Source organism: Nocardiopsis sp. TRM 82005 (genome assembly GCF_056312425.1).
Genome location: NZ_JBWDTQ010000023.1, coordinates 39,509 through 63,677 on the forward strand (window position 1 = coordinate 39,509; position 24,169 = coordinate 63,677).

Consider the following 24,169-nt stretch of genomic DNA (forward strand, 5'->3'; position numbering starts at 1 on the left):
ATGGGGTATTAACTCGCACGCAACGGAGGGCGGAACACAAAGGGCCCGGCGCCCCGAGGGGGCACCGGGCCACTGCCGTAGAGCCGACGCTGGACCTCTAGCCGCCGTTCCTGGCCTTGACGTCCTCGACGTACTTCATCGCGACCTCCGGGTCGAACAGCCAGTCCTTGAACTCGGAGGGGTTGTCCCACGACTGGACCCATCGATCGGCGATCTCTCGGTACCGCGCCGCGGCACCCATCACCGCACCGACATGGGGCGGTAGATCATGGTCCCAGAGTGTGGAGACGAACTCCGCCCACATCTGATTGTCCTGACCGAATTTCCAGAACCGATCGAAGGCGGCGACCAGGAACTCCTCGTCGAAGGTCCGGTCCCCGTGTTCGATGATGGCCTCCAGGTAGGCCTGCGCGCACCGGGTGGAGTTGTTCCAGGTCTCCCCGGTGTAGGGGTCCATCGTGACGACCACGTCGGCCATGCCCAGGACGCGTCCCCCGCCGGGCAGCCTGCCCACGGGGTTGCGGACCTGCGGGGTGAGCTCCTCGACCAGCGTGCTCCTACCGTCGACGAGTTCGGCGTCCTTGATCCGCTCGAAGGCGTGAGGCGCGTGCCGCCTCAGCAGATCCTTCATCCGGCGCAGCTGCTCCTCCGGCCGCGGCCGGTCCGGCCAGGCGTCCATGGGCCCGCCCTTGCGGTCCACGAGCAGGAGATTGTGGCAGGGCCCGTCCTGCGCCAGCATCGGCATGAGCATCAGGTTGCCGGCGGTCTGGGCCGTGGCCGCCCAGCTGATGTTGTCGTCGGCCTCGGGGTCGGGCCACACGTCGTAGACGTGCGCCTGGGCGAGGGCCCTGGGCCTGGCCCCGCTGAAGCGGCTGGTGTCGTCGTCGAAGAGCTGCCCCAGCTCGCCGTGGCCGACGGCGACGATGACCAGGTCGAACATCCGGGAGAAGTAGTCCAGGTCGGTGACGGTGACCCCGTGGATCACCACCTTGCCGCCCCGGTCCTCGAAGAACTCCAGCCAGTCGGCCATCTTCACCCGGCGGTCGACCGAGACCGAGTAGCCGTTGCCCGGGTGCGAGCTTCCCTGCAGGGCGCTCGTGTTTCCATCCGCCGTGTACATGAAGAGCTTCTGTTCCCGGATCTGCGGAGCCAGCGCACTCCAGAAGTCGAGGTCGAACTCGCGCTCGTACTCCAGGGCGGTGGGAAAGGTGAACTGGGCCACCGAGCACTTGCCCGTCCGGATCTCCAGCGAGGACTGCCCCGTGATCACCGTGACGTCGTAGCCATGGGTCAGGAGACCGTGAGCCAGGTGCAGGCCGGCGTGACCCGCGCCGACGATAAGGATCTTGCGCATTGTCGCTAACTTTCCTGGGGAATCTGCGGGGCGGTGGGGAGGGCTGAGGGGCTCCCCGTCCGTCAGGCGACGGGCTCGCTGGCGCGGTTGTGCTCCAACGCGTACTTGAGCAGCGTCTTGAGCACTTCACCCCCGGACAGGCGGTTCCGGGCGTCGAAGTCGATGATCGGTACCTCCGGACTGACCTCCAACGCCTCGCGGACCTGCTCGGAGGTGTAGTCGAGATGGCCCTCGAACTTGTTCAACGCCACGATGTAGGGGATGCGTTTGTTCGTCTCGAAGTAGTCGACGGCGTCGAAGGAGTCCGCGAGCCTTCGGCAGTCGACGACCACGACGGCACCCACGGCGCCCCGGACCAGATCGTCCCACATGAACCAGAAACGCGCCTGGCCCGGTGTGCCGAACATGTACATGACCAGCTCGTCGTCGACGGTGATGCGACCGAAGTCCATCGCGACGGTGGTGGTCGTCTTGTCGGGTGTGATCGAGTTGTCGTCATGACCGATGCTGGCCTCGGTCATGATCGCCTCTGTCGTGACCGGTGGAATCTCCGACACCGAGCGCACCAAGGTCGTCTTGCCGGCACCGAAGCCGCCAGCGATAACGATCTTGCTCGACATCTTCTTGCGATTCGACCTGTTGTCACTGGAAAAGTCGTTCGAGACCACGAAGAGCCCTCTCCAGAACCTGGTTTTCCGATGGACTGCTGCCGGTGATGGTCGGGTGGATGTACACCAGGTCCTGTTCAGCCAGGTCACTGACCAGGACCTGGGTGACGCCCAGGGGGATGTTCAACTCGGCCGAGACCTCGGCCAGCGACCGGGTCTCCCGGCACAGCTTGTAGATACTGATTGACTCCGGCATGAGGGTGCCAGGAGGCTCCTGCCCGGGCTCGGACGTCGAGACCAGGGTCTGCACCATCAGCGGATGCCGTGAGCGCGTCCGTCCACCTGTGAAGGTGAACGGGCGCACACGGTTACTCCTTCGCCTGCGGAAGCTCATAGCCGAGGCAACCTCATTCCTCCCGAACGGTTACGGTCACCGTCGTCAGTTCTGGATGACCTCGCGCAGCTGCGAACGCAACTGCGGCGTGAGCACGTGGGCGACGTTCTCCACGAGCTTGGTCATCTGGAATCCGACGATCTTGAGCTCGGTGCCGGGGGCGGTGAGGACCGCCATGCAGGAACCGTCGCTGATCGCCATGATGAACAGATGCCCGTGGTTGAAGCGGACGAGGAGCTGTTCGCACTCGCCCCGCTGGAAGAGGCTGGCACCGCCGACGGCCAGGCTGTGCAGGCCGCTGGCGATGGCCGCGAGCTGCTCGGCGTGCTCCTCGGGGAAGTCGCTGGAGTGGGTCAGGACCAGGCCGTCGGAGGAGACCACGACGGCGTGCTCGACACCTCGCACGTCACGGACGAACCGGTCGATGAGCCAGGAGAAGTTCTCAACACTGTCGTTCACGGATTCAGTCATCGCTGTGCCTTACCTGCCTGGGCTGAGTGTGGTGTTCGCTGAGGTTGGGGATACGGGGGCACCCGTGAGGGGGTACCCGCGAGCGGGATCGGATGAGCCGTCACTTCTGGTCGTCCCCCGGCTCGTCGGTGCCCTCGCGCGCCTCGCGTTCCCCGTCGAAGAAGTCGCCGAGCTCGTCGCGGATCTGCTCCGCTCTGGCCTCGCCTCTCAGCTTGGGCGGGGTGTCCTCGCGGCTCTTGGGCGGATTGTCCGCTCCCTTGCCGGGGTGCGGCATCGTTCGCAGGGGTGAGCCGTGCGGGGTGGCGCTGCGCCGGGGCAGGCCAGCGGAGGTGACCGAGGAGTTACCGCCCGCGGGCGGCTTGGCCGAACCGTTGGCTCCCTGGGCGGGCCGGGGAGGCGTCGGGGCGGACGGGGCCGAGGTGACCGGGGCGGTCCCCGGGACGGTTGACGTGCGGGCCTGTCCGGGAGTTCGAGGAGTGGCCACGCGCAGCAGCTCCTTGGGAACGATCGTGTAGGCGTTCACCCCTCGGAAGGAGCGGGATTCGAGCCTGGTCTCCAGCCCGTGCCTCCTGGCGATCCGGCTGGCGACGTAGAGACCCATGTGGCGGGGCACCTCGTCGTCCAGGGCCGGCTCGCCGCTCAGGCGTTGGTTGAGCTCGGCGAGCTGGCCCTCGGGGATACCCACGCCCTCGTCCTCGACGATGAGCATGAGCCGCCCGTCGTCCAGCTCCTGAGCGCTGATCACGACCTGGGAGTGCTCGGGCGAGTTGGCGGTGGCGTTGTCCAGAAGCTCGGCGAGCAGGTGGCTGATGTCGTCAGCCGCCATACCGGTGATGGAGCTCTGGGGGATCTTGCCCATCCGGACCCTGGGGTAGTCCTTGATCTCGGAGGTGGCGGCGCGTGCCACGTCGAGCAGGGGGACGATTTCGTCGTGGGCGTCGGACTCGCCGCCGTCGTGTCCTGTGAGCACCAGGAAGTTTTCCCCGTTGCGCCGCATACGGGTCGCGAAGTTGTCGATCTGGAAGAGCTTGTCGAGCAGGTCGGGGTCCTGTGCGTCGGTCTCCAGGTCCTCGACCATCTCCAGCAGAGCGTCCACGAGCGACAGGTCGCGCATGGCCAGGCCCGCGAGGGCCTCGTGAAGGAGGGCGCCCTTCTCCTCGGGGGGCGCGGGCCGTGGGGCCTCCTCGGCCTCGACGGCCGCGGGCTCCTCCGTGGCGGCTTGGGCCTCGGCGAACTCCTCCCCGGGGTCGGCGGCCTTCTCGGACTCCCCCTCCTTCTCGGCCTCCCCCTCCTTCTCGGGCTCGGCCTCCTCCTCGGGCTCGGCCCGGGTCAGGGCCCGGCCCTCGCGCGCGTCCTCCGACCTGGCCGACTCGGCGTGCTCGGCGAACAGCATGCTGGCCGACTCGGCGCTGACCACCTTCGGCTGCTGCCCGGCGGTGAGCACGATGACGTGCTGAACGGGCTGCCCGTAGGGGTTGTACTGGCCCGGGTAGAAGACCGGTTGCCCCTGGAAAACGTAGCCGGGGGGCTGGAAGGGCGCCGGATAGGCGTTCTGGTAGGCGACCATGGGCTGGGGCGGGTACGGCGCCGGGTAAGCGGCGTGCGGCGGGGGGTACGGAGCGGGCTGGCCCTGCGGGTGGTGGGCGTAGCCGCCGTGCTGCGGTGGCGCGGGCGCGTACCCCTCGGGGCGGGGCGCCTGCGGCGGGTGCGGCGGTGCCTGGTAGGGGTGATGCTGGTCCTGCCAGCGCGGCTCGTAGGGGTTGCCGTACTGCGGGCCCGGGGCCTGCTGGTAGGGGCCGCCGTACGCCGCGTAGGGGTCGTGGCCGGCCGGGCCGGGACCCGGCTGCGGGGCGTACCCGTGCTGCCCCTGGACGGGCGGGGGCGCGGGCGCGGCGGGGCGCTCTCCGGGCACCTGGTAGGGCTGGGGCGCGGGCTCGTACCCGCTCCACGCGGCTGCCTGCGGGGGCTGCTGGTGCGCTTGCCCGCCCTGGGGCGCGCCGCCCGGGGCCTGCTGGGTCCCGGGCTGCTGGGGCGCGGCCTGTTGAGGAGCGGCCTGCTGAGCGCCGGCGGACGCCTCCGGCCCCTGGGGGTACTGCCCCTGGGATTGCGGGGGTTCGGGCCGCTGCGCCTGGGGCTGCGAGGGTTCGGGGTCGGGGGCCGACGCGAACGGTTGTGTGTGCGCCGCGGGGGCCTCTGGCCGCTCCGTGCGCTCCGTCGAGGAAGAGATGTCAGTCATGGCGTCCGTGGTGGCGGGGATGTGCGGGGGGCGCGGTTCGGGCTCGTCGAGGCCGACACCGCGCCACTGGCTGACCGGGGTCGCCCCGGTGTCGACGTCGTCGACGTTCACCCGCCGGGTGGTGTAGGGGTTGGGAACGCTCGTCCTCGCGGCGGGGCGGTACCCGTTCTCGGCGGAGCCGGAGAAGGGCCCGGTGGCGGGCGGGACGGGGTCACCACCGCGTTCCGTGGCACTGGCCTCGGGAGCGTCCCCGGCCGTGTGCTGGCCGCCTTCCCGGTCCGAGGTACGGCCGGGGTCCTGAGAGTGCGGATGCACGGGATGATGCACGGGATTTCCTTGCTCGGTCTCCGGTGAGAGGGGTTCCTGGGCCCGGATCATGCGGGAAATGGCCCTGCGGAACCTGCCCTCTCGTCTGGCTCCTTGCCCGTCCTCCGCCAATGGTCTCGGCCCGTCCCCGCGAGGGCGGGGAGCGGGGCTGTCTCGCGGCGACGGCGCCTCTGCCACAATTCGTCTCCTCGTATGCAGGTGGGCGGATCGGCGGTGGTCCCGCACCACCGCCCTGACCTGGGAGGCGGCTGCCTCGGGAACCGCGGCGGGGCCCGTGGCAGCCGTGAGCCCCGTACGCCGGGGGAACGCCTCGACGGGAGCGGTGCGCCCCCGCGTGGGCGGGGACCAGACGGACATGGCACTCATCCGGTGACAAGCACCCATGCCCCGCACAATTCCTGTACTTCCACCGAGAACCGTCGTTCGGTTCGTCAGACTAACAAAGGACGGCGGACTTGGCAGACGAATCGGGGAAGCATCGGAAAAGCACCCGGGCACACCCCTCTGACGTGCGCAGACACCGTCACGGAGACACCGCGCCCTGGAGTCTTTTGTGAGATTTATGGAGTCTTGTCTGTTTTCGGCCTGATGTCAACAACCAGTCGACCAGCACCCCGCGCCCCCGGCCCAGCTCCACCCGAAACACACCGTGACCAGTGAGAACACCATCCAGGTGGCTACGCACCGCCCCGGCCCCAGCGGCTCGCCCCGCCCCTGGACCACCCGACTCCACGATTCTTGTCACATACGTCTCGTCACACGCGGCCCGGGTCGGACGCCCGCGACCGAGCCCGCCCCTCTCCCGTACGGGGTTCGGCCCGGGAGGGCGCACGTACACCCGCGGGGGTCGCGGGCCCGCCGCACGCAAGGCGCGAGGCCGCGGGGCGCGGGGCCACGGCTCTTCGATCGGCTACTCGCCCTCCCGTTCTCCGCCGCGCCCGAAACCCTTCCAGTCCCGGCTCCGAACTGGAATACGAAGCCATTTCCACCATCTTCGCCCCCAATACCGACACACTCATCAAACCACAAATAAAACAGAAAGGGAAAAATTTCCACGACACCGGATGTGAATCCGAAAACCCCAACACAAGGACATTTCCGGCGGACACGAACGGCACTTCGGAAAGGCCCGCGCGATGCGGGCGGGGAGGCTGCCTCCCCGCCCCTCACACCGACACGAACGAGTCGCACGCCAACAAATGGGGAGTGCCGCGCACAGGTCGGGGCGGGGCCGCACGGCCCCGCCCCTGTTACCGGCGGCCAGGCCTCCCTGGCCGTCGCCGTCCTGCTACCCGACCGAGTCCAGGTCGCCCTGGATCAGCGACAGGATGACGTGGTTGTCCATGTAGATCTGGTTCTGGCCGGCGGGGTGGTCATCGACGAAGGACTCCACCCGTGGTCCTTCCAGGGCCGGAGCCAGGTACTTGTACGTCCAGATCGGGATACGCGGCAGCAGCTCGTTGAAGACGATCGCCATCGTCTTCAGGGCCTTGGTCTGCTCCTCCTCGCTCTGCGCCGTCTTGGCGGTCTCGACGAGCTCCGCCAGGTCCACCTCACCCTGGCTGGGGCTGTCCACCCGCAGTTCGAAGGACTGGCCCGGGGAGTCATCGGTACCCGCGTTCTCCACGAGGTAGTTCATCTGGAAGGCACCCCAGTAGCTGGGGATCTCCGGGTTGCCCCAGTGGCGCACGGCCACCTCGAAGTCCCCGGCGGCCCAGGTTCCCCACGGGTTGTCCGCTGGCACGTTGCGGGCGGTCGTCCTGATACCGAAGTCGTTCCAGGCCTCCTCGACCTGGGTGGCGGTCAGCTCGAAGTCGCCCCAGCCCGCGACACCGATGATCTCGTAGCTGGCCTCCTCGCCGTCCGGGGTGTGCCAGATCCCGTCCTCCTTGGTCCAGTCCGCCTCCCTCAGCAGCTCGGCGGCCCGGTCCAGGTCCTGGTCGTAGGTCTCGAACTCCGCGAGCTCCTCGGCGGAGAAGATCTGCTCGGCCTGGAGGTCGACCAGCCCGGCGTAGTAGTCGACCCGGCTGTAGGCCTCGCCCCGCGCCACCTGGCCGATCTGGTCGCTGTCGAGGATGTGCTTGAGCGCCTTGCGCACCCGCGCGTCCTTCAGCTCGGGCTTGGCCTCGTAGTTGAACATCAGGCCGCAGCCGTCGTACCCGGGGTGCTCGATCCAGCGGAACCCCTCCACCTCTCGGAAGGCCTGTTGGTCGGCGGCGGAGGTGGCCAGGGTCGAGTAGTCGATCTCGCCCTGCTGGACCAGCAGGGACGCCTGGCGGTTGTCACCCTTGTGGATGACCAGCTCGTCGAAGTTCACCTGCTCTCCCTGATATCCGGTCTCGTCACGTACCAGCGTGATCCGGGCGTCGGACAGCTGTGCCCGGTCGAACTTGTAGGGACCGCTGGTGACGATCTCCTCAGGGTTGAACTCGATGAACTCGGCGTTGAACTCGGTGTGCTCGTCGTCGCCCTGGCGGACCCCGTCGGCCACCATGGCGATCGCGCGCTCGCCGAAGTCCCCGTAGGTGGACTTGGAGAAGACGCGGTGCTTGACGACCTGGAGCTCGATGCCCGGGAAGGGGTTGTCGAAGCGCGCGCGGACGCTGAGGTCGTCCACCTGCTCCAGCTCGGTGATCTGGGGGAAGCCCACCGACCAGGCGGACGCCTCCAGGACCCGGATGGCGTAGTTCTGGTGCAGGTCCTCAGCCGTCAGGTCGGTGCCGTCGCTCCACTTCAGGCCCGGACGCAGGGTCACGATGAGGTCGTCGCCCTCCCAGACGCTGTTCTCCAGGAGCAGGTAGTCCCACTCGTGGGTCTCCCAGTTGTAGAACGCGCCGGCGGGCAGGAAGAGGTCGGCGTAGACGGAGTTCATCAGCAGCGCGCCGTCCTCCACGGCCACGTTGCGCGTCTGGGCGTCCAGGTCGAAGTCGAAGACCCCGGTGAACTGGCTGACGCCGCCGGAGCCCCCGTCTCCGCCCGCACAGGATGACAGCAGCCCGGCTCCGGCCGCGCCCGCCGCACCGAAACCGACTGCACGGAGCAGGCGCCTGCGGCTCAGATCGTGCATCAGGGGGTTGGGGGTGGAGGTCATTGACGCTTCCTTTCCAGTAGGACGGCGAGCAGCCCGAGGGAGAGCACGACCAGGCCGATCACGACGGTGACGACGCTGATGACGGACTCGGCTGTGCCGGGGGGAGAGAGGACTACCGAGAGGGCACTGGTCAGGGTGAGAAAGGCTCCGGCGAGGAGCCCGAAACGGCCGACGACGAGGAGCACCCTCCCTCACCCCCTGCTGACGACGTGGCAGGCGAGCAGCCGGTCGTGGCCGCGCGCCAGCGGAGGCCGTACGGTGTCGCAGTCGCCCTGCTCGTAGAGCGGGCAGCGCGGGTGGAAGTCGCATCCGGGCGGCAGGTCGGTCAGGTCCGGGATCTCGGCGCTGCGCAGCCTGACCCGATCCCTGGTCCGGGCGAGGTCGGGGTCGGGTTCGCACACCGCGGAGATGAGCGCCCGGGTGTAGGGGTGCTGGGGATCGTTGACCACCCTGGGAGTGGGGCCGTGCTCGACGACCCTGCCCAGGTACATGACGGCGATCTCGCCGGCCCAGGCGAAGTACTTGGCCACGGCCAGGTCGTGGGTGATGAACAGGAAGCCGACACCGAGATCGTCACGCAGGCTGCCGAGGGTGTTGAGCAGGCTGACCCGGATGGACACGTCCAGCATCGAGGTGGACTCGTCGGCGATGATCACCTCGGGCTCCATCGCCAGGGCGCGGGCGACGGCGACTCGCTGGCGCTGGCCGCCCGACATCTGGTGCGGGTACTTGTCGAGGTGGTCGCCCGCGGGGGTCAGGTCGACCCGCTCCAGCAGTTCGGCGGTGGCACGGCGGGCCTCGCGATGGCCTCGGACCAGCTTGTGGCGGCGCAGTCCGGCCGAGACGGTCGAGTAGACGGTGCGCACGGGGTTGAGGGAGGAGTAGGGGTCCTGATGGATGTACTGGACCGAGCGGCGGAAGCGGGCACGCTCGTGCCTGTCCATCGAGGCGACGTCCCTGCCCCGGAAGGACACCGAGCCGCGGGTGGGGGCGGCCAGCCCGGCGGCCACGCGGGCGCTGGTGGTCTTGCCGCAGCCGGACTCCCCCACCAGGCACAGCACCTGTCCGGGGCGCACGTCCAGGTCGATCCCGGCGACGGCGGGAACGTCGCCGCGCGGGGTGGAGAACACCTGGTGCACGCCCTGGAGGCGCAGCACCGGCGGTGCGGTCCCGGGGGCGGAGGGGAACTCGGGTGCGTGCTGCGGGGTGGCTGGAACGGTCCGGTCAATCACGGATGGCCCCCTCGGTGGAGAGTTCGTGGGAACGCAGGCAGGCCGCGGCGTGGCTCATGCCCTCGGTGCGGGTCCTGAGCACGTCGAGCGCGGGTCGGGTGGACGTGCACTGCTCCACGGCGTGCGCGCAGCGCGGCGCGAAGGAGCACCCGGGTGGCAGGGCGGAGATGCCGGGCGGGCCGCCCGGCAGGGATTCGGGGACCCTCAGGTCGCCCGTGACCGGGGGGACCGAGTTGATCAGCGCCGAGGTGTAGGGGTGCCTGGCGCGGTGGAAGATGTCGCGGGTGGTACCGGTCTCGACCATCCGCCCCGCGTACATGGTGCCGACGCGGTCGGCGAGTTCGGCGGCCAACCCCAGGTCGTGGGTGATGAAGACCATCGCGAAGCGCAGTTCCTCGCGCAGTTCGGCCAGACGCTCGACGATGGAGCGCTGGGTGAGGATGTCCAGCGCGGTGGTGGGCTCGTCCAGGATGAGCAGCTGCGGCTCCAGGGCCAGCGCGAGCGCGATGAGGGTGCGCTGACGCATGCCGCCGGAGAGCTCGTGCGGAAAACTGTCCAGCACACGCGTGGGGTCGAGCCGGACCGTCCGGAGCAGCTCGGCGGACTGTTCGAGGATCTGCGCGCGCGGGCGGCGACCGCTGCCGTGGGCACGGAAGGTGTCGAGGAAGTGGTCGCGCACTCTGAGCACGGGGTTGAAGGCGTTCATGGCTCCCTGGAAGACCATGGCGGCCTCGTTCCAGCGGAAGCGGCGCAGGTCCTCCCGGGCCAGAGTGCGCACGTCGACGAGACGGCCGTCCTTGCGGCGGAAGAGGATCTCTCCGGCGGAGACGACGCCGGTGCGCGGTAGCAGCCGGAGCAGGCCGAGGCCCAGGGTGGTCTTGCCGCAGCCGGACTCCCCCACCAGGGCCATGGACTGGCCGGGGTACAGGTCGAAGGAGATGTCGTGGACCGCGGTGACCTGGCTCCTACGGCCGGTGCGGTAGCCGACGTCGACACCGCGGACGGAGAGCAGGGTCCCCTCGGCTGGCGGGGCGGCGGGGTGGTCGGTCACGTGGCTCACCTGTCCCGGAGTCGTGGGTTGAGGGCCTGTTCCAGGGACCGGGTCATGGTGACCAGGCCGATCTGGAAAAGCATGATCATCACCATCGGGGCGAGGAGGAAGGGCGCGGCCTGGGGCAGCAGGAACGCGTTGTTGTCCCAGGCCTGCTGGATCATCAAGCCCCAGTTGTTGGCTGTGCTGGGCAGCAGGCCGAGCAGGTACATGCCGACCACCGCGTAGATCGCGTTGGTGATGGCGATGATGAAGTTGATGAAGATGTAGCCCGCCATGTTGGGCAGCACCTCGATGAAGAGGATGCGTGCGGTGCCCAGGTCCTGTAGTCGGGCGGCCTCGACGAACTCGCGCTCCTTGAGGGTGAGCACCTGGGCGCGGATGGAGCGCATGAGGTGGGGCCAGGTGACCAGACCGATGATGAGCGAGACCATCAGCGGCGAGGCGGTGCGGTAGAACGACGCGATGACCAGCATCAGCACGATGAAGGGGATGGTCATCGTGATGTCGGTGAGCTGGAGCAGGAAGTGGTCGACGCGCCCGCGGACGTACCCGGCGACTCCGCCGAGGACGACGGCGACGGCCACGGTGACCAGGGCGGCGACGAAGCCGACCCAGATGGGTTCGCGTCCGCCCAGCACGAGCTGGACGAAGGTGTCCTTGCCCTCATGGTTGGTGCCGAGCCAGTGGTCGGCGCTGATCGGGCCCCAGATGCTGGCGACGTCCGTGGGGTTGTGGGCGTCGACGAGGAACGGCCCGACGAAGGAGAAGGCCAGGACGCTGAGGACGAGGCACAAGCCGACGAACCCGCTGGTACTGCGGGTGAGGCCCTGCCAGATGGCTCCCCAGACCCCGGCCGCGGGGGTGGCGGTGGTGACTGCCATGTGAGGGGTCCTACTTCCGGATACGCGGGTCGAGGCGGCTGTAGAGCAGGTCGGCGGTGAGGTTGGCGATCACCACGCACGAGGTGATGATGACGAGCAGCCCTTGCAGGAGCGGGTAGTCGCGGTAGTTGACGGCGTCCAGGAGCAGGCCGCCGACGCCCTTGTAGACCAGGACCTGTTCGACGAAGATCGCGCCGCCGACGAGGGTGCCGAAGGAGATGGCGATCTGGGCGACCAGGGGCAGGACCGCGTTGCGTCCGACGTAGGAGGTGGCGATGCGGCGGTCGTACAGCCCCCGGGCGTAGGCGACGGTGACGTAGTCCTCGCTGAGGACCTCGGTGGTGGAGGCCTTCATGATGAGCATCCACGTGCCGATGATGGCGAGCACGTAGGTGAGGATCGGCAGGGCCGCGTGGTAGAGGGCGTCGCCGAGGAACTCCGCCGTGAACCCGGGGGCCACACCCGGGCTGAGTGTGCCGCGCAGGTCGATGGGGTCGAACCACCCCAGGTACATGCCTCCGCCCACGACCAGGACCATCGCGATGAGGTAGTTGGGGACGGCGCCCAGGACCGAGGCCAGGACGCTGAGGACATGGTCCAGGAAGCGGTTGCGCCGATAGGCCATCACCATGCCCAGGGCCAGTCCGAGGCAGATGGCGACGACGGTGCCGACGCCGATGCTGAACAGCGTCCAGGGCAGGTAGGCGCCGATGGCTTCCATGACGCTCTGGCCCGGCCGGTTGATGGTCATGCCCATGTCGAGGGTGACCAGGCCGACGAGGAAGTCCCACCACTGCTGGTACAGGGGGGCGCCGGGGTCGTAGGCCATCGAGTTCGCCGCGATGGCGCGGGCCTCCTCGATCGTCATACCGCCCTGTGTGAGGCGTCCGGCCATCACGTCGATCGGGTCGCCCGGCATGGCGCGGCCGAGGAAGAAGGTCGCGTTGGCGACGACGAACACCACGACGACGGCCTTGCGGACCTTGACGAGGGCGTAGTGGCGCCAGATGCGCAGCGGCAGGGGGACGGGTGGCGGTGGCGGGGAGTCCGCGATTTCGGTGGCCACGGGGCTCCTTCGGGAGGTACGTCTGGGGGAACCACGTTTCTATTAGGAAAGTTTCCTAATAGAAGATCACGGTAACCCGGCCCGCGTGGCCCACGCCACCTTCGTGACCAAACGGCGTCCTGCGCGCGACAAGATCGGCATTACAAAACGAACAAAAATCGATAAACCATCACATAAAGACGCCCAACAGGTGACCGCATCTGGCCACTTACGCACACATATGACTTTTGTTGGTGTTGCCCCCGCCCGGGTGATTCGTACGTTTGCTGCCCCGATGTACGCGACCCCGTTCCCCGAACGGGCCGAGAACGCGGAGGCAACCCCCGTGCGCAGAGCACGCGCGAACACCATCAGCGCAGGCGTCCTCGTGGCCGCCCTGTCCGCATCCCTCGCGGCGGCCTCCCCCGCCGCGGCCGACCCCCTGACCGACGGCTCCCCCACCGGCGACACCGCGCTCGCCGAATTCCACGACCAGGAGGTCGTGTGGGCACCCTGCACCGAGGAAGTGCTCCAGGGCCTGGAGTGCGCTGACGTCGAGGCCCCTCTGGACTACTCCGACCCCGGCGGTGAGCGCATCACGGTGGCCATCAGCCGTGCGACCGCCACCGACCCCGACCAGCGGCGCGGCATCCTGCTCACCAACCCCGGGGGCCCGGGCGGGCACGGGCGCCACCTGCCCCTTCCGCTCGACCCGCAGACGGGACTCGGCCTCGTCGGGGACACGCGGGCCGCTGAGGTGTACGACCTCATCGGCATGGACCCTCGCGGCAGCGGCGGCTCATCGCCCCGGATCGACTGCGGGGCCGAGCCGCCGTCCCTCTACCCGCGCCCGAACGACGAGGAGTTCTCCCAGCTGACAAGGGCGGCGATCAACTACCAGCGCGCCTGCGAGCAGAACCAGGGCCACCTGCTGCCCCACATGACGACGGCCAACACGGCCCGGGACATGGACGTCATCCGCGCCGCGCTGGGCGAGGAGAAGACCAACTACCTGGGCTACTCCTACGGCACCTATCTGGGCGCGGTGTACGGAAGCCTGTTCCCCGAGCGGCTGGACCGCAGCGTCCTGGACTCGGCGGTGTCCCCCGACGGCGTCTGGCGCGAGGCTTTCCTGGAGCAGGCCCCGGCCTATAGCGCGAACATGGACCGGTACACCGCCTGGCTCGCGGAGCAAGACGACGCCTTCGGTTTCGGTACGACACAGGAGGAGGTGTACACGACGATCGACACGACCTCCGAGCGGCTGCGGGCACAGCCGAGCACGGGCCACCCGCACATGGAGTTCTACGACAACCACATGTTCGACATGGAGGTGGGCTACCACTCGCGTCTACAGGCCAACTGGAGCCTCATGGCCACGTACCTGTGGTTCTTCGTCAACGACCAGCCAGTACCCGAGGAATTCTCGGCCATCACCCTCTTCGCTCCCGCCGAGCACGAATCCTCCACCCTCGACCTCCAGACGGCGGTTCTGTGCGAGGCCGAGTGGCCCTCACGGATGAGCCTCTACCGGGCGGACACGTACGAGTACCGGGAGGAGCACCCGTACGGGAGCGGTGCCTACTGGGCCTCCCCCCAACCCTGCGCCTTCGACACCCTGGACCGGCCCGAGTCCCCGGTCGAGCTGGAACGCGACGGATACCCCGAGGGGCTGGTCATCGCCGGCGAGTTCGACGCCAACACCTCCTACGAGGGCGGTGTGGCCATGGCCGAGCGGCTGGACGACTCCCTGATCACCGTCGCCGGCGACGGCGGACACGGCTTCTACCATGGCTACGGCCTGGACTGCGTGGCCGACGCGGTGGACGCCTACCTGGTGGACGGGAAGGCGCCCGAGGACCTCACCTGCCGGGGACTGGCACCGGCACGGACGGGCGCGGAGCTCCTGCTGGACGCCGAGCCCGCACCGGAGACCGAGGAGATCGTGCTGCCACCGAGCCGGACCGTTCCCCACGGCCCGGTGGTCTGACCCCGCGAACAGCGGCGGCCCGCACCACCGGAGAACCGGTTGGTGCGGGCCGTCCCCCGTCGGAGGAGGAAGCGTCTAGATACCGGAACCGGCGAGCGTGCCGGTGCTCTGACCGGCCGGGTCGAAGACCAGGCAGAGGACCTCGCGGTCATCGTGGTCGGTCCAGCCCGTCTCAGTCGGGAACCAGGGCGTGAAATCGAGGGCGGAGCTCTCGTAGGAGGCACCGACGAAGCCCTCGAACTCGTCGAAGCACATCTGACCGGCCATCTCGGAGACCTGGTCGAAGCCCGGGTAGGCACCGCTCTCCTGGAGGTCCCCCGAGTGGTAGACCTCGTAGTCGTGCGGCTCCGAGCAGTCGATCGTGGGCGCCTCGGAGAACTCGTCGTCGGAGTCGACCTCGTTGACGCAGTCACCGACGAAGATCGCGAAGACGTCGGTGTCCTCGGGCCCGGCGGGCTCGGGCTCCTCGGTCTCCACGGCCTCGGCCGTATCGGTGGGCTCGGCCGGGGTCTCGGTGTCCGCGGGCTCCGGGGAGGCCTCCTCCCCGCCGTCGGTGAAGGCGGGGGGCAGCAGGGGCAGCGGACCGCACGCCGTGAGTGCCAGGGCGGCGCCGACGGCCAGGGTCCCGAAGGTGGCGCGGCCGAGCAGGGGGCGGCGCGTTTCGGACAGCATGGGGACTCCACTGGATCGTTGAGGTACTCGGGCCGACGCGGGGGGGAGGGAGTCGGCGACACCTGTCCAGATGCACGGGACTGGGGGAAGGTTCCGCCCCGGGTCCGGACGAATCAGATTTTCCTGGTGTTTCCCGGGCGCGGCGTGTCGTGTTCCACCGCAGGTGGGAGCGCGGGGAGGCGAAGGCGGGCCACGGCCCCCGCCGGGCCGGACGGGTGGCGGTCAGCGCTCCGTGCCCTCGAGGGTGCCGGTGACCGGCTCCCCGGCCCCGTCGGGCCCGACGGTGGTGGCGTAGCAGAGGATCTCGCGGTCGTCCAGCTGCTCCCAGGTCTCCTGGGTCGGGACGAGGTAGGCGGCGTGGACCTCCGAGTCCTCGTAGGGGAGACCGACGAAGTCGGTGAAGCCGTCGCCGGTGCAGACCTCCTCCGCCTGGGACTCGACCTCGCTCTGGCCCGGGTACTCGGACCCGGTCATCTCGCTGGAGTGGAAGAACTCCGAGTCGTGCTCCTCCGCGCAGTCGACCAGCGGGACGTCGGTGACCTCGCCGCCGGAGAGCGCGGCGCTCATCTCGGACTCGACGAAGCAGTCTCCGACGTTGAGCTCCATCACGTTGCCGCCGCCGAGGGCGGACATGAGGGCACCGCAGCCGCTGAGGGCGAACACGGTGCCCGTGGCGAGCACCGACACACCAACGGCACGCAGGGCGGAGGAGACAGTAGACATGGGGATACTCCGGAGGTTATGCATGGTGATTACCGCCCACAGGAGGATGGCGGGTGGGCAACCATTCACCATCAGGGAATTCATGTCAATCTCATTTGCGCCAGCAGCGAAAAGCAAGCACGCGGTAACGCGCCGTGCCGCCGCGCAGACCGGATCGCACCCCTGCGGACGTCCTTGGACACGAAGCAGCACATCATGCGGCTACGACATTCTCCGCGCGATCGCGCTCCCCTCCGGCCACGACCGAGAGCAACCATTCCCACACCTACGGAGCACCGGTTCCCCTTCCTGGAAAGGGGACGGAATGCTCTCACCGGAATGCGTCGGGTAATAATCGCGAGGAGAGGTGAAGAACCATCCCCGGCGTTCACGCGGGGCACCGGCGGAGCCCGTCCGGACAGCACGAAGGCCCCGGCCGTATCGACCGGGGCCTTCGCCTCGTGTGCGTCATCAGGGACTCGAACCCCGGACCCGCTGATTAAGAGTCAGCTGCTCTGACCGACTGAGCTAATGACGCCTGTTGTCCACTTGTTCACCGCCCGGCCTTCCGGCCTTGGCGACGTCTTCAACCTTACCCGACTCGCGGAGCGCTCCGGGCCACTTCGGGCCGGATGTGGGGCACACCACCCGACCCCCGCTCCGGCAGAAGAACGGCCCCGGGAGGAGGGGATGCTCCACCCGGGGCCGTTCTCGCTGTGCGCCATCAGGGACTCGAACCCCGGACCCGCTGATTAAGAGTCAGCTGCTCTGACCAACTGAGCTAATGGCGCCCGCCGCTCACCGGTGTCGACCTCGTGGGCCGCACCCGGCGACGTCGTTAACTCTAGCAGGACCACGAGGGAGCCGCGAACCGATGCAGGGCCGGCCTGTGGTCAGCCCCGTACCGCTTGACCTCCTCCTGGGGGAAGGCCTAGGCAAAGGCCAGGAACACCGCGACGATCACGGCGGCGATCAGGGCCACACCGACGACCGCGAGCAGGATCGGTAGGACCGGGCGGCGCGCGGGCTCCTCGGGTTCCGGGTTCTCGTCGACGAAGCGGCGGAAGTGCTGGGTGTTCCCCGCCGGGTCCATGTTGGGATCGTTGTTCTGTGTCATGGGATTGACACTAGCGAATCGTATGAGTGGTGAGAAACCATCCCAAGGGCTGATCGTGAGCGCGTCCCGGATCCGGGGCACCCCTTCGGACGTGCGCCCCGAACAGTGTGGAGCGAGGCGCTGACTCCCCGTCCACGGGACGGGTCACCGCCGCTCATCCGTGTGAAAGCCGAACGTAAGACCTCTGGCCGACACTCGTATCGGGAGGGCGGGGTGCGACCGGTACTTCCCCGCGGCCGTCCCGGCCCTCCTCGGGCCCGGCGCGCAGCACGACGGCCATCCGGCCCGCGGGCGTGCCACAGCGTGCCGGGTCCACCTCCTCCAGACGCCGTACCAGCTCGACGGCGGACCGGTTCGGATGGGTGTCGAGCCAGACCGCCGCCATGCGCAACGGCAGGGGCAGGAGACCGGCCTGGCGGGCGAGGCGGCGCAGCACCGGTTCCGCGCACCGCCCCGGTCCCGCGTGCGCGCGCAGCAGTTCCACCGCGACGTCCGGGGGCAGAGGTCCCACGGGCAGGGTCCGCAGACCGTCGCGCACCAGCAGGTCGGTCAGCCAGTACCGGCTGGTGACCACCGCGGCGCAACCGGATCCGCCCGGCAGCAGAGGGCGCACCTGGCGGGAGGAGGCGGCGTTGTCCAGGATGAGCAGGACGCGTCGGTGCGCCAGGAGCGTACGGGCCCGCGCGGCCGACTCGTCGACGTCCATGGCCGGAGTGTCGCGTGTGTCGGAGGTCAGGGAGCGCACCAGGCGGCGCAGCACTTCGGCGGGATCGCGCGGGGTGCCGTCGCCGCGGCGCAGGTCGACGTAGAGCTGCCCGTCCGGAAAACGCGGAGCGGCCGCGTGCGCCCAGCTCAGGGTGAGCGCGCTGGTGCCCGCGCCGGCGGGTCCGCGCACCAGGACGCCGCCGGGGGCGGCGCCACGCGGGCCGACCAGCCGGTCCAGCTCGGCCAGGGCCTCCTCGCGTCCCACCAGCGCGGCGGGCGCGGCGGGTAGTTCGGACGGGGAGAGCGCGGCCGAGACCGGGGCGGGTGCCCGGACCGGCCCGGGATCCCCGGTGCGCGGCCCGGGGCCGGGGCCCTTCCCGTCCTGTCGCTCCCCTCCCGGTGCGGTGACCGGGTCGGGTTCCGCCTCGCCGTGCCCCTCCCCGTAGGCGCGCTGGTGCGGAACGCGGGCCGGAACGCGGTCGATGTCACCGCGCAGGACGCCGTGGAAGGTCTCCTGGAGCTCGCGCCCCGGGTCCGCACCGAGGCGCTCGGCCAGGACGTCGCGGGTGCGGGCGTACACGCGCAGCGCCTCGCTGGGGCGGCCGCTGCGGTACAGGGCGACCATCTGGACCCGGATGAGGGGTTCGCGCTCGGGGTGGTCGGTGGCGATGGGGCCGATCTGGTCGGCCACCCGCTCGTGGTCGCCGCGGGCCAGGGCGGCGCCGAACCCCTCCTCGGCGGCGCGGAGGAGTTCCTCGTTCAGGGGCCGGACGTCGCGCTCGTGCAGGACGGGGCTGACGATGTCGGCCAGGACCGGGCCCCGCCACAGCCCCAGGGCACGGATGAGCAGGTCGGCGCGTGCGGACGGGTCCTGTCGGGAGGCGGCGTCGGCGGCCCGGCGGAGCAGGGAGCGAAAGCACAGCAGGTCGGACTGTTCCTCTGTGAGGTCGATCCGGTAGCCGCCGTCTCCGCCCAGGATCAGCGGGGTGCCGCAGTGGTGGTCGAAGATGGCGCGGACGCGGGTCACGTGGACCTGTAGGGCGCTGCGCGCGGCCGGGGACGGCGGGGCTGCCCAGACACGTTGGATGAGGTGGGGGGTGGATACGGTACGCCCGGCGTTGAGCAGCAGGGCGGCGAGCATGGCGCGGCGTTTGTCCCCGCGCAGGCGCAGTGGGACACCGTCCGCCTCGACCCCGAACTGGCCGAGCAGTCTGACACGGAGTCCGCGGGCGGCGTGTCCGACCGTGTTGACCTCGGCGGCCGTGTCGCGCCGCCGTCCTGCCGGGTCGCTCAGCGGCACGGCACCATCCTCCCTGCGGGGCAGGCGCGTGTGAGCGGGTGAACCGCGGCGCCCCTGGCTCCCAGGATGCCGCCTGAGCTGGGATATCGCAATCGGACCCCTGGTACTTGCTGTGGCGGCCATCCCTTGAAATCCTGGATTCTCCCGCTTTTTCCCATCACCTCGTTGACTCTGCACCACGACCGAAAGAAACTTTCCTCCATGGCGGAAATTCCGAAGCCTGAGAGCGGCAGACCGGAGACCGGGGACGTCTCCGCCCCGCCTGTTCCCACGACCGTCCTGCGCATACGGTCGCTCCTGCCCTCCCTCGCCCCCGCCGAGCGGCGGGTCGCCCAGCACGTCGTCGACGACCCCGAACGGGCCGCTGCCTCATCCATCACCCAGCTCGCCAAGGACTGCGCCACCTCCGAGGCCACGGTGATCCGTTTCTGCCGCACCATCGACTTCGGCGGCTACCGCGAGCTGCGCCTGGCGCTGGCCACCGAGGTCGGTCAGGCACGCGGCGCCCGCTCGGGAGCACCGGAGCTGTCCAGCGACATCAACCCCGACGACACCCTCGTCACGGTGGTCCAGAAGATCGCCTACACCGACGCGCGCGCGGTGGAGGAGACCGGTGCGGCCCTGGACGTGGAGGTGCTGCGCACGGTCATCGACACGATGGCGGGCTCGCGGCGCGTCGACGTGTACGGGGTGGGCGCGAGCGCGTTCGTCGGCTCCGACCTGCAACAGAAGCTGCACCGGATCGGGTTGACCTCGTTCGCATGGTCGGACGCGCACGTGATGCTCACCAGCGCGGCTCTGCTGAACGAGCACGACGTGGCCATCGGTATCTCCCACAGCGGCACGACCATCGACACGGTGCAGGCGCTGACCGAGGCGGGGCGGCGCGGCGCGCGGACCGTCGCCATCACGAACTTCCCCCGCTCGCCGATCGGATTCGCCGACCACGTGCTGACCACCGCGGCGCGCGAGACCACCTTCCGCTCGGGGGCCACGGCGAGCAGGCTGGCCCAGCTGACCGTGGTGGACTGCCTGTTCGTGGGTCTGGCACAGAGCCGCTACACCGACAGCCGTACCGCGTTGGAGACCACCTTCGAGGCGGTGCGGGGGCTGCGGATCAACGACGACCGCAGACGCCGCAGGGGTGAGGACCCCGGTGGCAGGAGCACGGACGAAAGCGACGGCTGAACCGGCGTGCGTCGACCCCGTCGCCTGGCTCTGCCCCGCGGCGGGACGGGGGCGGCCGGCGAACCAGCGGAAAGGAACGGCACGGGTGCGGACCGAAGAGGAGAGCGCTGTGCACGACAGCGGGCGGGACGCCCCGCCAGGCGATGGGAACACCGCTCGGGAGGCCGGTGCGCCGCTGGCCTCCGAGCGGACGGAGGGCGGCGAGGCCGTGATCGTGCGCGCACCGACCGAGGCCCGCGACCCCGGTACCCGGGACATCGACCTGCTTCCGGCGTTGGACGTGCTGCGTCGGATCAACGCCGAGGACGCCATGGTCCCCGCGGCGGTGGGCGCGGTCCTGCCGGAGCTGGCACGGGCCGTGGAGTTGGGGGTGGCCGCTCTGGAGAGCGGTGCGGCCATCCACTACTTCGGCGCGGGCACCTCGGGGCGGATCGCCGCCCAGGACGCCGCCGAGCTGCCGCCGACCTACGGTGTGCCCGCCAGCTGGGTGGTCTCCCATCACGCGGGCGGCGGGGAGGCGCTGGCACGGGCCGTGGAGGGGATCGAGGACGACTGGGAGACCGGACGTGCCGACGCGGCCGGAATCACCCCGGGCTCACTGGTGGTGGGGCTGGCGGCCAGCGGTCGGACCCCGTACGTGGGCGGTGCCCTGGAGGCGGCCCGGGAGCTTTCGGCCTCAACGGTCCTGATCAGCGCGCACCCACGGGCGCCACTGGCGGAGGGCGCGGACGTGCACGTGGGCATGTCCACGGGAGCGGAGGTGATCGCCGGGTCCACCCGGATGAAGGCGGGCACCGCGCAGAAGCTGGCGCTGAACGCGTTCTCCACCGCGGTGATGGTGCGGATGGGGCGCACGTACTCGAACCTGATGGTGGGGGTGGACGCCACCAACGGCAAGCTGCGCGGCCGGGTGGTGACCATCCTGACGCAGGCCACCGGACTGGACGAGCAGGTATGCGCGAAGGCGCTGAACGCGGCCGGGGGCGACACCCGGGTGGCGCTGGTCTCACTGTTGGCCGACGTGGACGCGGACGCGGCCGCGCGGGCGCTGGACACGGCTCGGGGACGGGTCCGCACCGCGCTCGTCGAGCTGGGCCTGCCGGGACCGGTCGCCCCGGAGTAGGCGCCCCGGAGCAGACGGGGGTCGGCCCCCTGCCCCGCGAGGGGCTCGGGGCCGACCGGATCATCCGGGTCGGCCGGGTCAGCCGTGTTCGAGCACCGCGTCGATGAGGCCGAGCGGCGGGGAACCCAGGTCGAGCAGCGCTCGGTGGAAGCGGGCGAGGGTGAAGCCGTCGCCCCAGCGTTCGCGCGCCAGCTCCCTCAGCCGGAGGATCTCCAGCTTGCCCCAGGTGTAGCGGCCGTAGGTGGGGTCGAAGGTGGCGCGGCGCGCCTCGGACAGGGCCGCCGGACCCTGTAGCGGCGTGTCCTCGGCGAAGCGGGCGGCCGCCTCCTCCACGGTCATGGTGCCGCTGTGCACGCCGATGGCCACGGACAGGCGGGTGACGCGGATGAGCGCCTCCACCCATACGCCGGCCTCGAAGTGGTCGGCGGTCCAGGCGGCGTCGCCCAGGCGTTCGGCGGCGTAGGCGCCAAAGCCCTCCTCCGCGCACACCTCCTCCACGTAGTGCGCCCAGCCCTCGGCGAAGGTCATGGAGTGCAGGGCGCGGCGCACCGGTCCGGGTGCCCGGCGCAGGGCGCGGCTGTGGGAGAAGTGGCCGGGGGCGACCTCGTGCACGCTCACCGCGGGCAGGGTGGTGTGGCTGAACATCTCCAGCCACTCGTCGGCCTCCTCCTCGGTCCAGGAGGCGTCGGGCGGGGTGATGAAGTAGAAAGAGGGCGTGTCCGCCTCCCACGGGCCGGACCACGCCATCATCGCGGTGGCCCAGCGCTGGGAGGGCGGGGAGGTGTCCACCTGGCACTCGCCGTCGCCGTGGGGTGCCAGGCCGCGCTCAGCGGTGAACTCCAGAGCCAGTTCCGTCCAGCGGCGGGCGGCGTCCAGGACGCCGTCGGTGTCGGGGTGCTGGCGGGTGAGCTCTCGGACGAACTCCATGGGGTCGCGGTCGGGGGCGAGGCGCCCGGCGGCCTCGGCGAGACCGGCCCGCAGGCGGTCGCGCTCGGAGTCGGCGCGGGCGGCCAGGTCGGCGAGGTCCACCTCGACGGCCTCTCCGCTTCCCATCAGGCGGCCGAGCGCCTCGGCGCCGAGCCCCGCGCTCTCGGGTCCCTGCTCAGCGGCCCGCTCGACGTGGGCGACCAGCCGGGCGTGCGCGGCGAGGGCGGCGTCGCGGACGTCGGCGGGCAGGCCGTCGGGGAGCCCGTCGGCGACCCCCCGGACGGCGCCGAGGAGCGCATCGGCGACGGGCGCGGGCATGCGGTCCAGGGCCGCGATCGCATTGTCGACCACGCGCGGCCACTCGGCCAGGTGGGTGATGCGTGCGGCGTCGCGTTCGGCCTGGGGGGCGTACTCGCGGTCGTAGCCGGACAGGTCGAGCTCGCCCAGGTGGTAGAGGGGGTTGACACGGTGGAGCTGGAGTTCGCCCAGCTCGTAGCGGAGCGCGTTCTCGAAGGCGGCCAGGTGGGCCTCGTCGTGCGGGTCGTCGAGGGGATCGCCGCCGAGGCGGGACAGCGCGTCCCGAACCCCGTCGGGCGACATGTCGGCGACCTTCCCGTCGTACTCGTGCATCCCTGAGCCGTCGCGCATGTTCCCCGGCATGAGGTCGGCGAGGGCCCTGAGCCGTGCGGGCAAGGCGTCGTGCTGTTGCTGGAAAGGCATGCGGTGACTCTAAGGCGTATTCGGCGGATACGCCTCAGCCCGCACCACATACCGGAGGACAGCCGGTTTCCGGCCCCGGGGCTCACGCGGCGGGCGGGCGGTTCCCGGGGACTGCGGCCTCCCGTACCTCCTCGGTACCGGACCGGAACTCCTGGCCGTGTCCGGGCGTCTTCCCGAGTGTGACGACCTCAGGCTCCGCCGCTTCCCAGCCCCCCGTTCCCGACGACGGATCCGAGGGTCCCGAGAGCTCCGGTGGCTCTGGTGGCTCCGGCAAGCGCCGACGCAGGCATCCGCTGCGGCGCCTCGCCCTACTGGCCGTGTTCGCGATGGTGGCGGGGTGCGCGCCCTTCCTGTGGGTGCTCTCCTCCACCTCCGACGACCGCCACGCCGCCGAGACCGTGCCGGAGCGTCCGGTGGCGCTGGTGCTGGGCGCGGGTGTGCGCCCTGACGGCGAGCCGAGCCTGCTGCTGGCCCGGCGCCTGGACACCGCCGCCGAGCTGTACTTCTCCCGGAAGGTGGACGCCGTACTGGTGACCGGGGACAACAGCGTCGAGCACTACAACGAGACCGACACGATGAGCGACTACCTCGTGGCGGCCGGGGTGCCGAGGGAGCGGATCGTCGGAGACTACGCCGGATTCTCCACCTGGGACTCGTGCGCGCGGGCCAGCGAGGTGTTCGGGGTGCGGGAGGCCACGGTGGTCACCCAGGACTTCCACCTTCCCCGGGCGGTACGGCTGTGCCGGGCGGCGGGGATCGACGCGGTGGGCGTGGCAGACTCCAGCCTGCGGGAGCGCACCTTCGCCACCGTGTACGGGTGGTTCCGGGAGGTTCCGGCGGCGGTGGCCGCGCTGGGCACGGTGGTGCTGCGGCCGGATCCGAAGTTCCTGGGCGACTACGAGACGGGGATGGACGACGCCCTGGCCCTGGACCACGAGTGAGCCCTTGGGACGGGCAGCTCTCCCCCGATGATCTTGCCCGTACTGGCGGTGTCAGCGGTCGAGCACGCCGCTACGGGCAAAATCATCGGAG

20 protein-coding genes and 2 tRNA genes are annotated in these 24,169 nt (G+C 70.1%); 4 read left to right on the top strand and 18 right to left on the bottom strand.

The genetic code is table 11. The features are described from left to right. Positions 1–97: 97 nt before the first annotated feature. The 11 genes from AC0T5L_RS18670 to AC0T5L_RS18720 form a co-directional block, all read right to left on the bottom strand. Positions 98–1,354, bottom strand: a complete 1,257-nt coding sequence (locus AC0T5L_RS18670) for a styrene monooxygenase/indole monooxygenase family protein (protein ID WP_476166728.1) — start codon at positions 1,352–1,354, stop codon at positions 98–100. 62 nt (positions 1,355–1,416) lie between these two features. Continuing rightward, complete coding sequence (locus AC0T5L_RS18675; RefSeq protein ID WP_476166729.1) at positions 1,417–1,974, bottom strand: GTP-binding protein; 558 nt, start codon at positions 1,972–1,974, stop codon at positions 1,417–1,419. A 22-nt stretch (positions 1,975–1,996) separates the two neighbouring features. Beyond that, on the bottom strand, positions 1,997–2,356 hold the full coding sequence (locus AC0T5L_RS18680) for a DUF742 domain-containing protein (RefSeq protein WP_013151545.1): 360 nt from the start codon (positions 2,354–2,356) through the stop codon (positions 1,997–1,999). 45 nt (positions 2,357–2,401) lie between these two features. After that, positions 2,402–2,827 carry a roadblock/LC7 domain-containing protein gene (locus AC0T5L_RS18685; protein WP_073702711.1) on the bottom strand — a complete coding sequence of 142 codons (426 nt, stop codon included), beginning with the start codon at positions 2,825–2,827 and terminating at the stop codon, positions 2,402–2,404. Positions 2,828–2,927: 100 nt separating this feature from the next. After that, on the bottom strand, positions 2,928–5,390 hold the full coding sequence (locus tag AC0T5L_RS18690) for a sensor histidine kinase (protein WP_476166730.1): 2,463 nt from the start codon (positions 5,388–5,390) through the stop codon (positions 2,928–2,930). 1,288 nt (positions 5,391–6,678) lie between these two features. Beyond that, positions 6,679–8,481, bottom strand: a complete 1,803-nt coding sequence (locus tag AC0T5L_RS18695) for an ABC transporter substrate-binding protein (RefSeq protein WP_476166731.1) — start codon at positions 8,479–8,481, stop codon at positions 6,679–6,681. Then, entirely contained in the window at positions 8,478–8,666 is a 189-nt protein-coding gene (locus AC0T5L_RS18700; RefSeq protein WP_476166732.1) for a hypothetical protein, read from the bottom strand. Before AC0T5L_RS18700 ends, AC0T5L_RS18695 begins: the two co-directional genes overlap by 4 nt. 6 nt (positions 8,667–8,672) lie before the next feature. Next, positions 8,673–9,713, bottom strand: coding sequence for an ABC transporter ATP-binding protein (locus tag AC0T5L_RS18705; protein WP_476166733.1), 1,041 nt, complete (start codon positions 9,711–9,713; stop codon positions 8,673–8,675). After that, positions 9,706–10,764: an ABC transporter ATP-binding protein gene (locus AC0T5L_RS18710; RefSeq protein ID WP_476166734.1), complete on the bottom strand. Its 1,059-nt coding sequence runs from the start codon at positions 10,762–10,764 to the stop codon at positions 9,706–9,708. Before AC0T5L_RS18710 ends, AC0T5L_RS18705 begins: the two co-directional genes overlap by 8 nt. 5 nt (positions 10,765–10,769) lie before the next feature. Continuing rightward, complete coding sequence (locus tag AC0T5L_RS18715) at positions 10,770–11,648, bottom strand: ABC transporter permease (RefSeq protein ID WP_476166735.1); 879 nt, start codon at positions 11,646–11,648, stop codon at positions 10,770–10,772. A gap of 10 nt (positions 11,649–11,658) precedes the next feature. Then, on the bottom strand, positions 11,659–12,714 hold the full coding sequence (locus tag AC0T5L_RS18720; protein ID WP_476166736.1) for an ABC transporter permease: 1,056 nt from the start codon (positions 12,712–12,714) through the stop codon (positions 11,659–11,661). A gap of 274 nt (positions 12,715–12,988) precedes the next feature. Between AC0T5L_RS18720 and AC0T5L_RS18725 the strand changes: the two genes are divergently transcribed. Continuing rightward, positions 12,989–14,683: an alpha/beta fold hydrolase gene (locus AC0T5L_RS18725; protein ID WP_476166737.1), complete on the top strand. Its 1,695-nt coding sequence runs from the start codon at positions 12,989–12,991 to the stop codon at positions 14,681–14,683. A gap of 75 nt (positions 14,684–14,758) precedes the next feature. On the opposite strand, the gene AC0T5L_RS18730 is transcribed toward AC0T5L_RS18725, so the two are convergent. From AC0T5L_RS18730 to AC0T5L_RS18755, 6 genes are all read right to left on the bottom strand, one after another. After that, positions 14,759–15,355, bottom strand: coding sequence for a septum formation family protein (locus AC0T5L_RS18730; RefSeq protein WP_476166738.1), 597 nt, complete (start codon positions 15,353–15,355; stop codon positions 14,759–14,761). 222 nt (positions 15,356–15,577) lie between these two features. Next, on the bottom strand, positions 15,578–16,078 hold the full coding sequence (locus AC0T5L_RS18735; protein WP_476166739.1) for a septum formation family protein: 501 nt from the start codon (positions 16,076–16,078) through the stop codon (positions 15,578–15,580). Positions 16,079–16,521: 443 nt separating this feature from the next. After that, positions 16,522–16,595 (bottom strand) — tRNA-Lys (locus AC0T5L_RS18740). Positions 16,596–16,774: 179 nt separating this feature from the next. Then, positions 16,775–16,848, bottom strand: a tRNA-Lys gene (locus AC0T5L_RS18745). Positions 16,849–16,988: 140 nt separating this feature from the next. After that, on the bottom strand, positions 16,989–17,174 hold the full coding sequence (locus AC0T5L_RS18750) for a hypothetical protein (RefSeq protein WP_476166740.1): 186 nt from the start codon (positions 17,172–17,174) through the stop codon (positions 16,989–16,991). Positions 17,175–17,328: 154 nt separating this feature from the next. Beyond that, positions 17,329–19,179, bottom strand: coding sequence for an AfsR/SARP family transcriptional regulator (locus tag AC0T5L_RS18755; RefSeq protein WP_476166741.1), 1,851 nt, complete (start codon positions 19,177–19,179; stop codon positions 17,329–17,331). Between the two features lie 201 nt (positions 19,180–19,380). On the opposite strand from AC0T5L_RS18755, the gene AC0T5L_RS18760 reads away from it, so the two are divergent. Both AC0T5L_RS18760 and AC0T5L_RS18765 read left to right on the top strand, forming a co-directional pair. Further along, positions 19,381–20,367, top strand: a complete 987-nt coding sequence (locus AC0T5L_RS18760) for a MurR/RpiR family transcriptional regulator (protein WP_476166742.1) — start codon at positions 19,381–19,383, stop codon at positions 20,365–20,367. A gap of 85 nt (positions 20,368–20,452) precedes the next feature. Continuing rightward, positions 20,453–21,490: an N-acetylmuramic acid 6-phosphate etherase gene (locus AC0T5L_RS18765; RefSeq protein ID WP_476166743.1), complete on the top strand. Its 1,038-nt coding sequence runs from the start codon at positions 20,453–20,455 to the stop codon at positions 21,488–21,490. Positions 21,491–21,568: 78 nt separating this feature from the next. Here AC0T5L_RS18765 and AC0T5L_RS18770 read toward each other — a convergent pair whose 3' ends face one another. Further along, on the bottom strand, positions 21,569–23,137 hold the full coding sequence (locus AC0T5L_RS18770) for a DUF885 family protein (RefSeq protein ID WP_476166744.1): 1,569 nt from the start codon (positions 23,135–23,137) through the stop codon (positions 21,569–21,571). Positions 23,138–23,316: 179 nt separating this feature from the next. Here AC0T5L_RS18770 and AC0T5L_RS18775 point away from each other — a divergent pair, with 179 nt between their 5' ends. Further along, complete coding sequence (locus tag AC0T5L_RS18775) at positions 23,317–24,078, top strand: SanA/YdcF family protein (protein ID WP_476166745.1); 762 nt, start codon at positions 23,317–23,319, stop codon at positions 24,076–24,078. Positions 24,079–24,169 lie beyond the last annotated feature (91 nt).

Bases quoted from the DNA above. Each gene is read 5' to 3' on its own strand.
- AC0T5L_RS18670 (WP_476166728.1), bottom strand. From the start codon at position 1,354: ATGCGCAAGATCCTTATCGTCGGCGCGGGTCACGCCGGCCTGCACCTG.
- AC0T5L_RS18675 (WP_476166729.1), bottom strand. From the start codon at position 1,974: ATGTCGAGCAAGATCGTTATCGCTGGCGGCTTCGGTGCCGGCAAGACG.
- AC0T5L_RS18680 (WP_013151545.1), bottom strand. From the start codon at position 2,356: ATGAGCTTCCGCAGGCGAAGGAGTAACCGTGTGCGCCCGTTCACCTTC.
- AC0T5L_RS18685 (WP_073702711.1), bottom strand. From the start codon at position 2,827: ATGACTGAATCCGTGAACGACAGTGTTGAGAACTTCTCCTGGCTCATC.
- AC0T5L_RS18695 (WP_476166731.1), bottom strand. From the start codon at position 8,481: ATGACCTCCACCCCCAACCCCCTGATGCACGATCTGAGCCGCAGGCGC.
- AC0T5L_RS18715 (WP_476166735.1), bottom strand. From the start codon at position 11,648: ATGGCAGTCACCACCGCCACCCCCGCGGCCGGGGTCTGGGGAGCCATC.
- AC0T5L_RS18725 (WP_476166737.1), top strand. From the start codon at position 12,989: ATGTACGCGACCCCGTTCCCCGAACGGGCCGAGAACGCGGAGGCAACC.
- AC0T5L_RS18730 (WP_476166738.1), bottom strand. From the start codon at position 15,355: ATGCTGTCCGAAACGCGCCGCCCCCTGCTCGGCCGCGCCACCTTCGGG.
- AC0T5L_RS18735 (WP_476166739.1), bottom strand. From the start codon at position 16,078: ATGTCTACTGTCTCCTCCGCCCTGCGTGCCGTTGGTGTGTCGGTGCTC.
- AC0T5L_RS18750 (WP_476166740.1), bottom strand. From the start codon at position 17,174: ATGACACAGAACAACGATCCCAACATGGACCCGGCGGGGAACACCCAG.
- AC0T5L_RS18760 (WP_476166742.1), top strand. From the start codon at position 19,381: ATGGCGGAAATTCCGAAGCCTGAGAGCGGCAGACCGGAGACCGGGGAC.
- AC0T5L_RS18770 (WP_476166744.1), bottom strand. From the start codon at position 23,137: ATGCCTTTCCAGCAACAGCACGACGCCTTGCCCGCACGGCTCAGGGCC.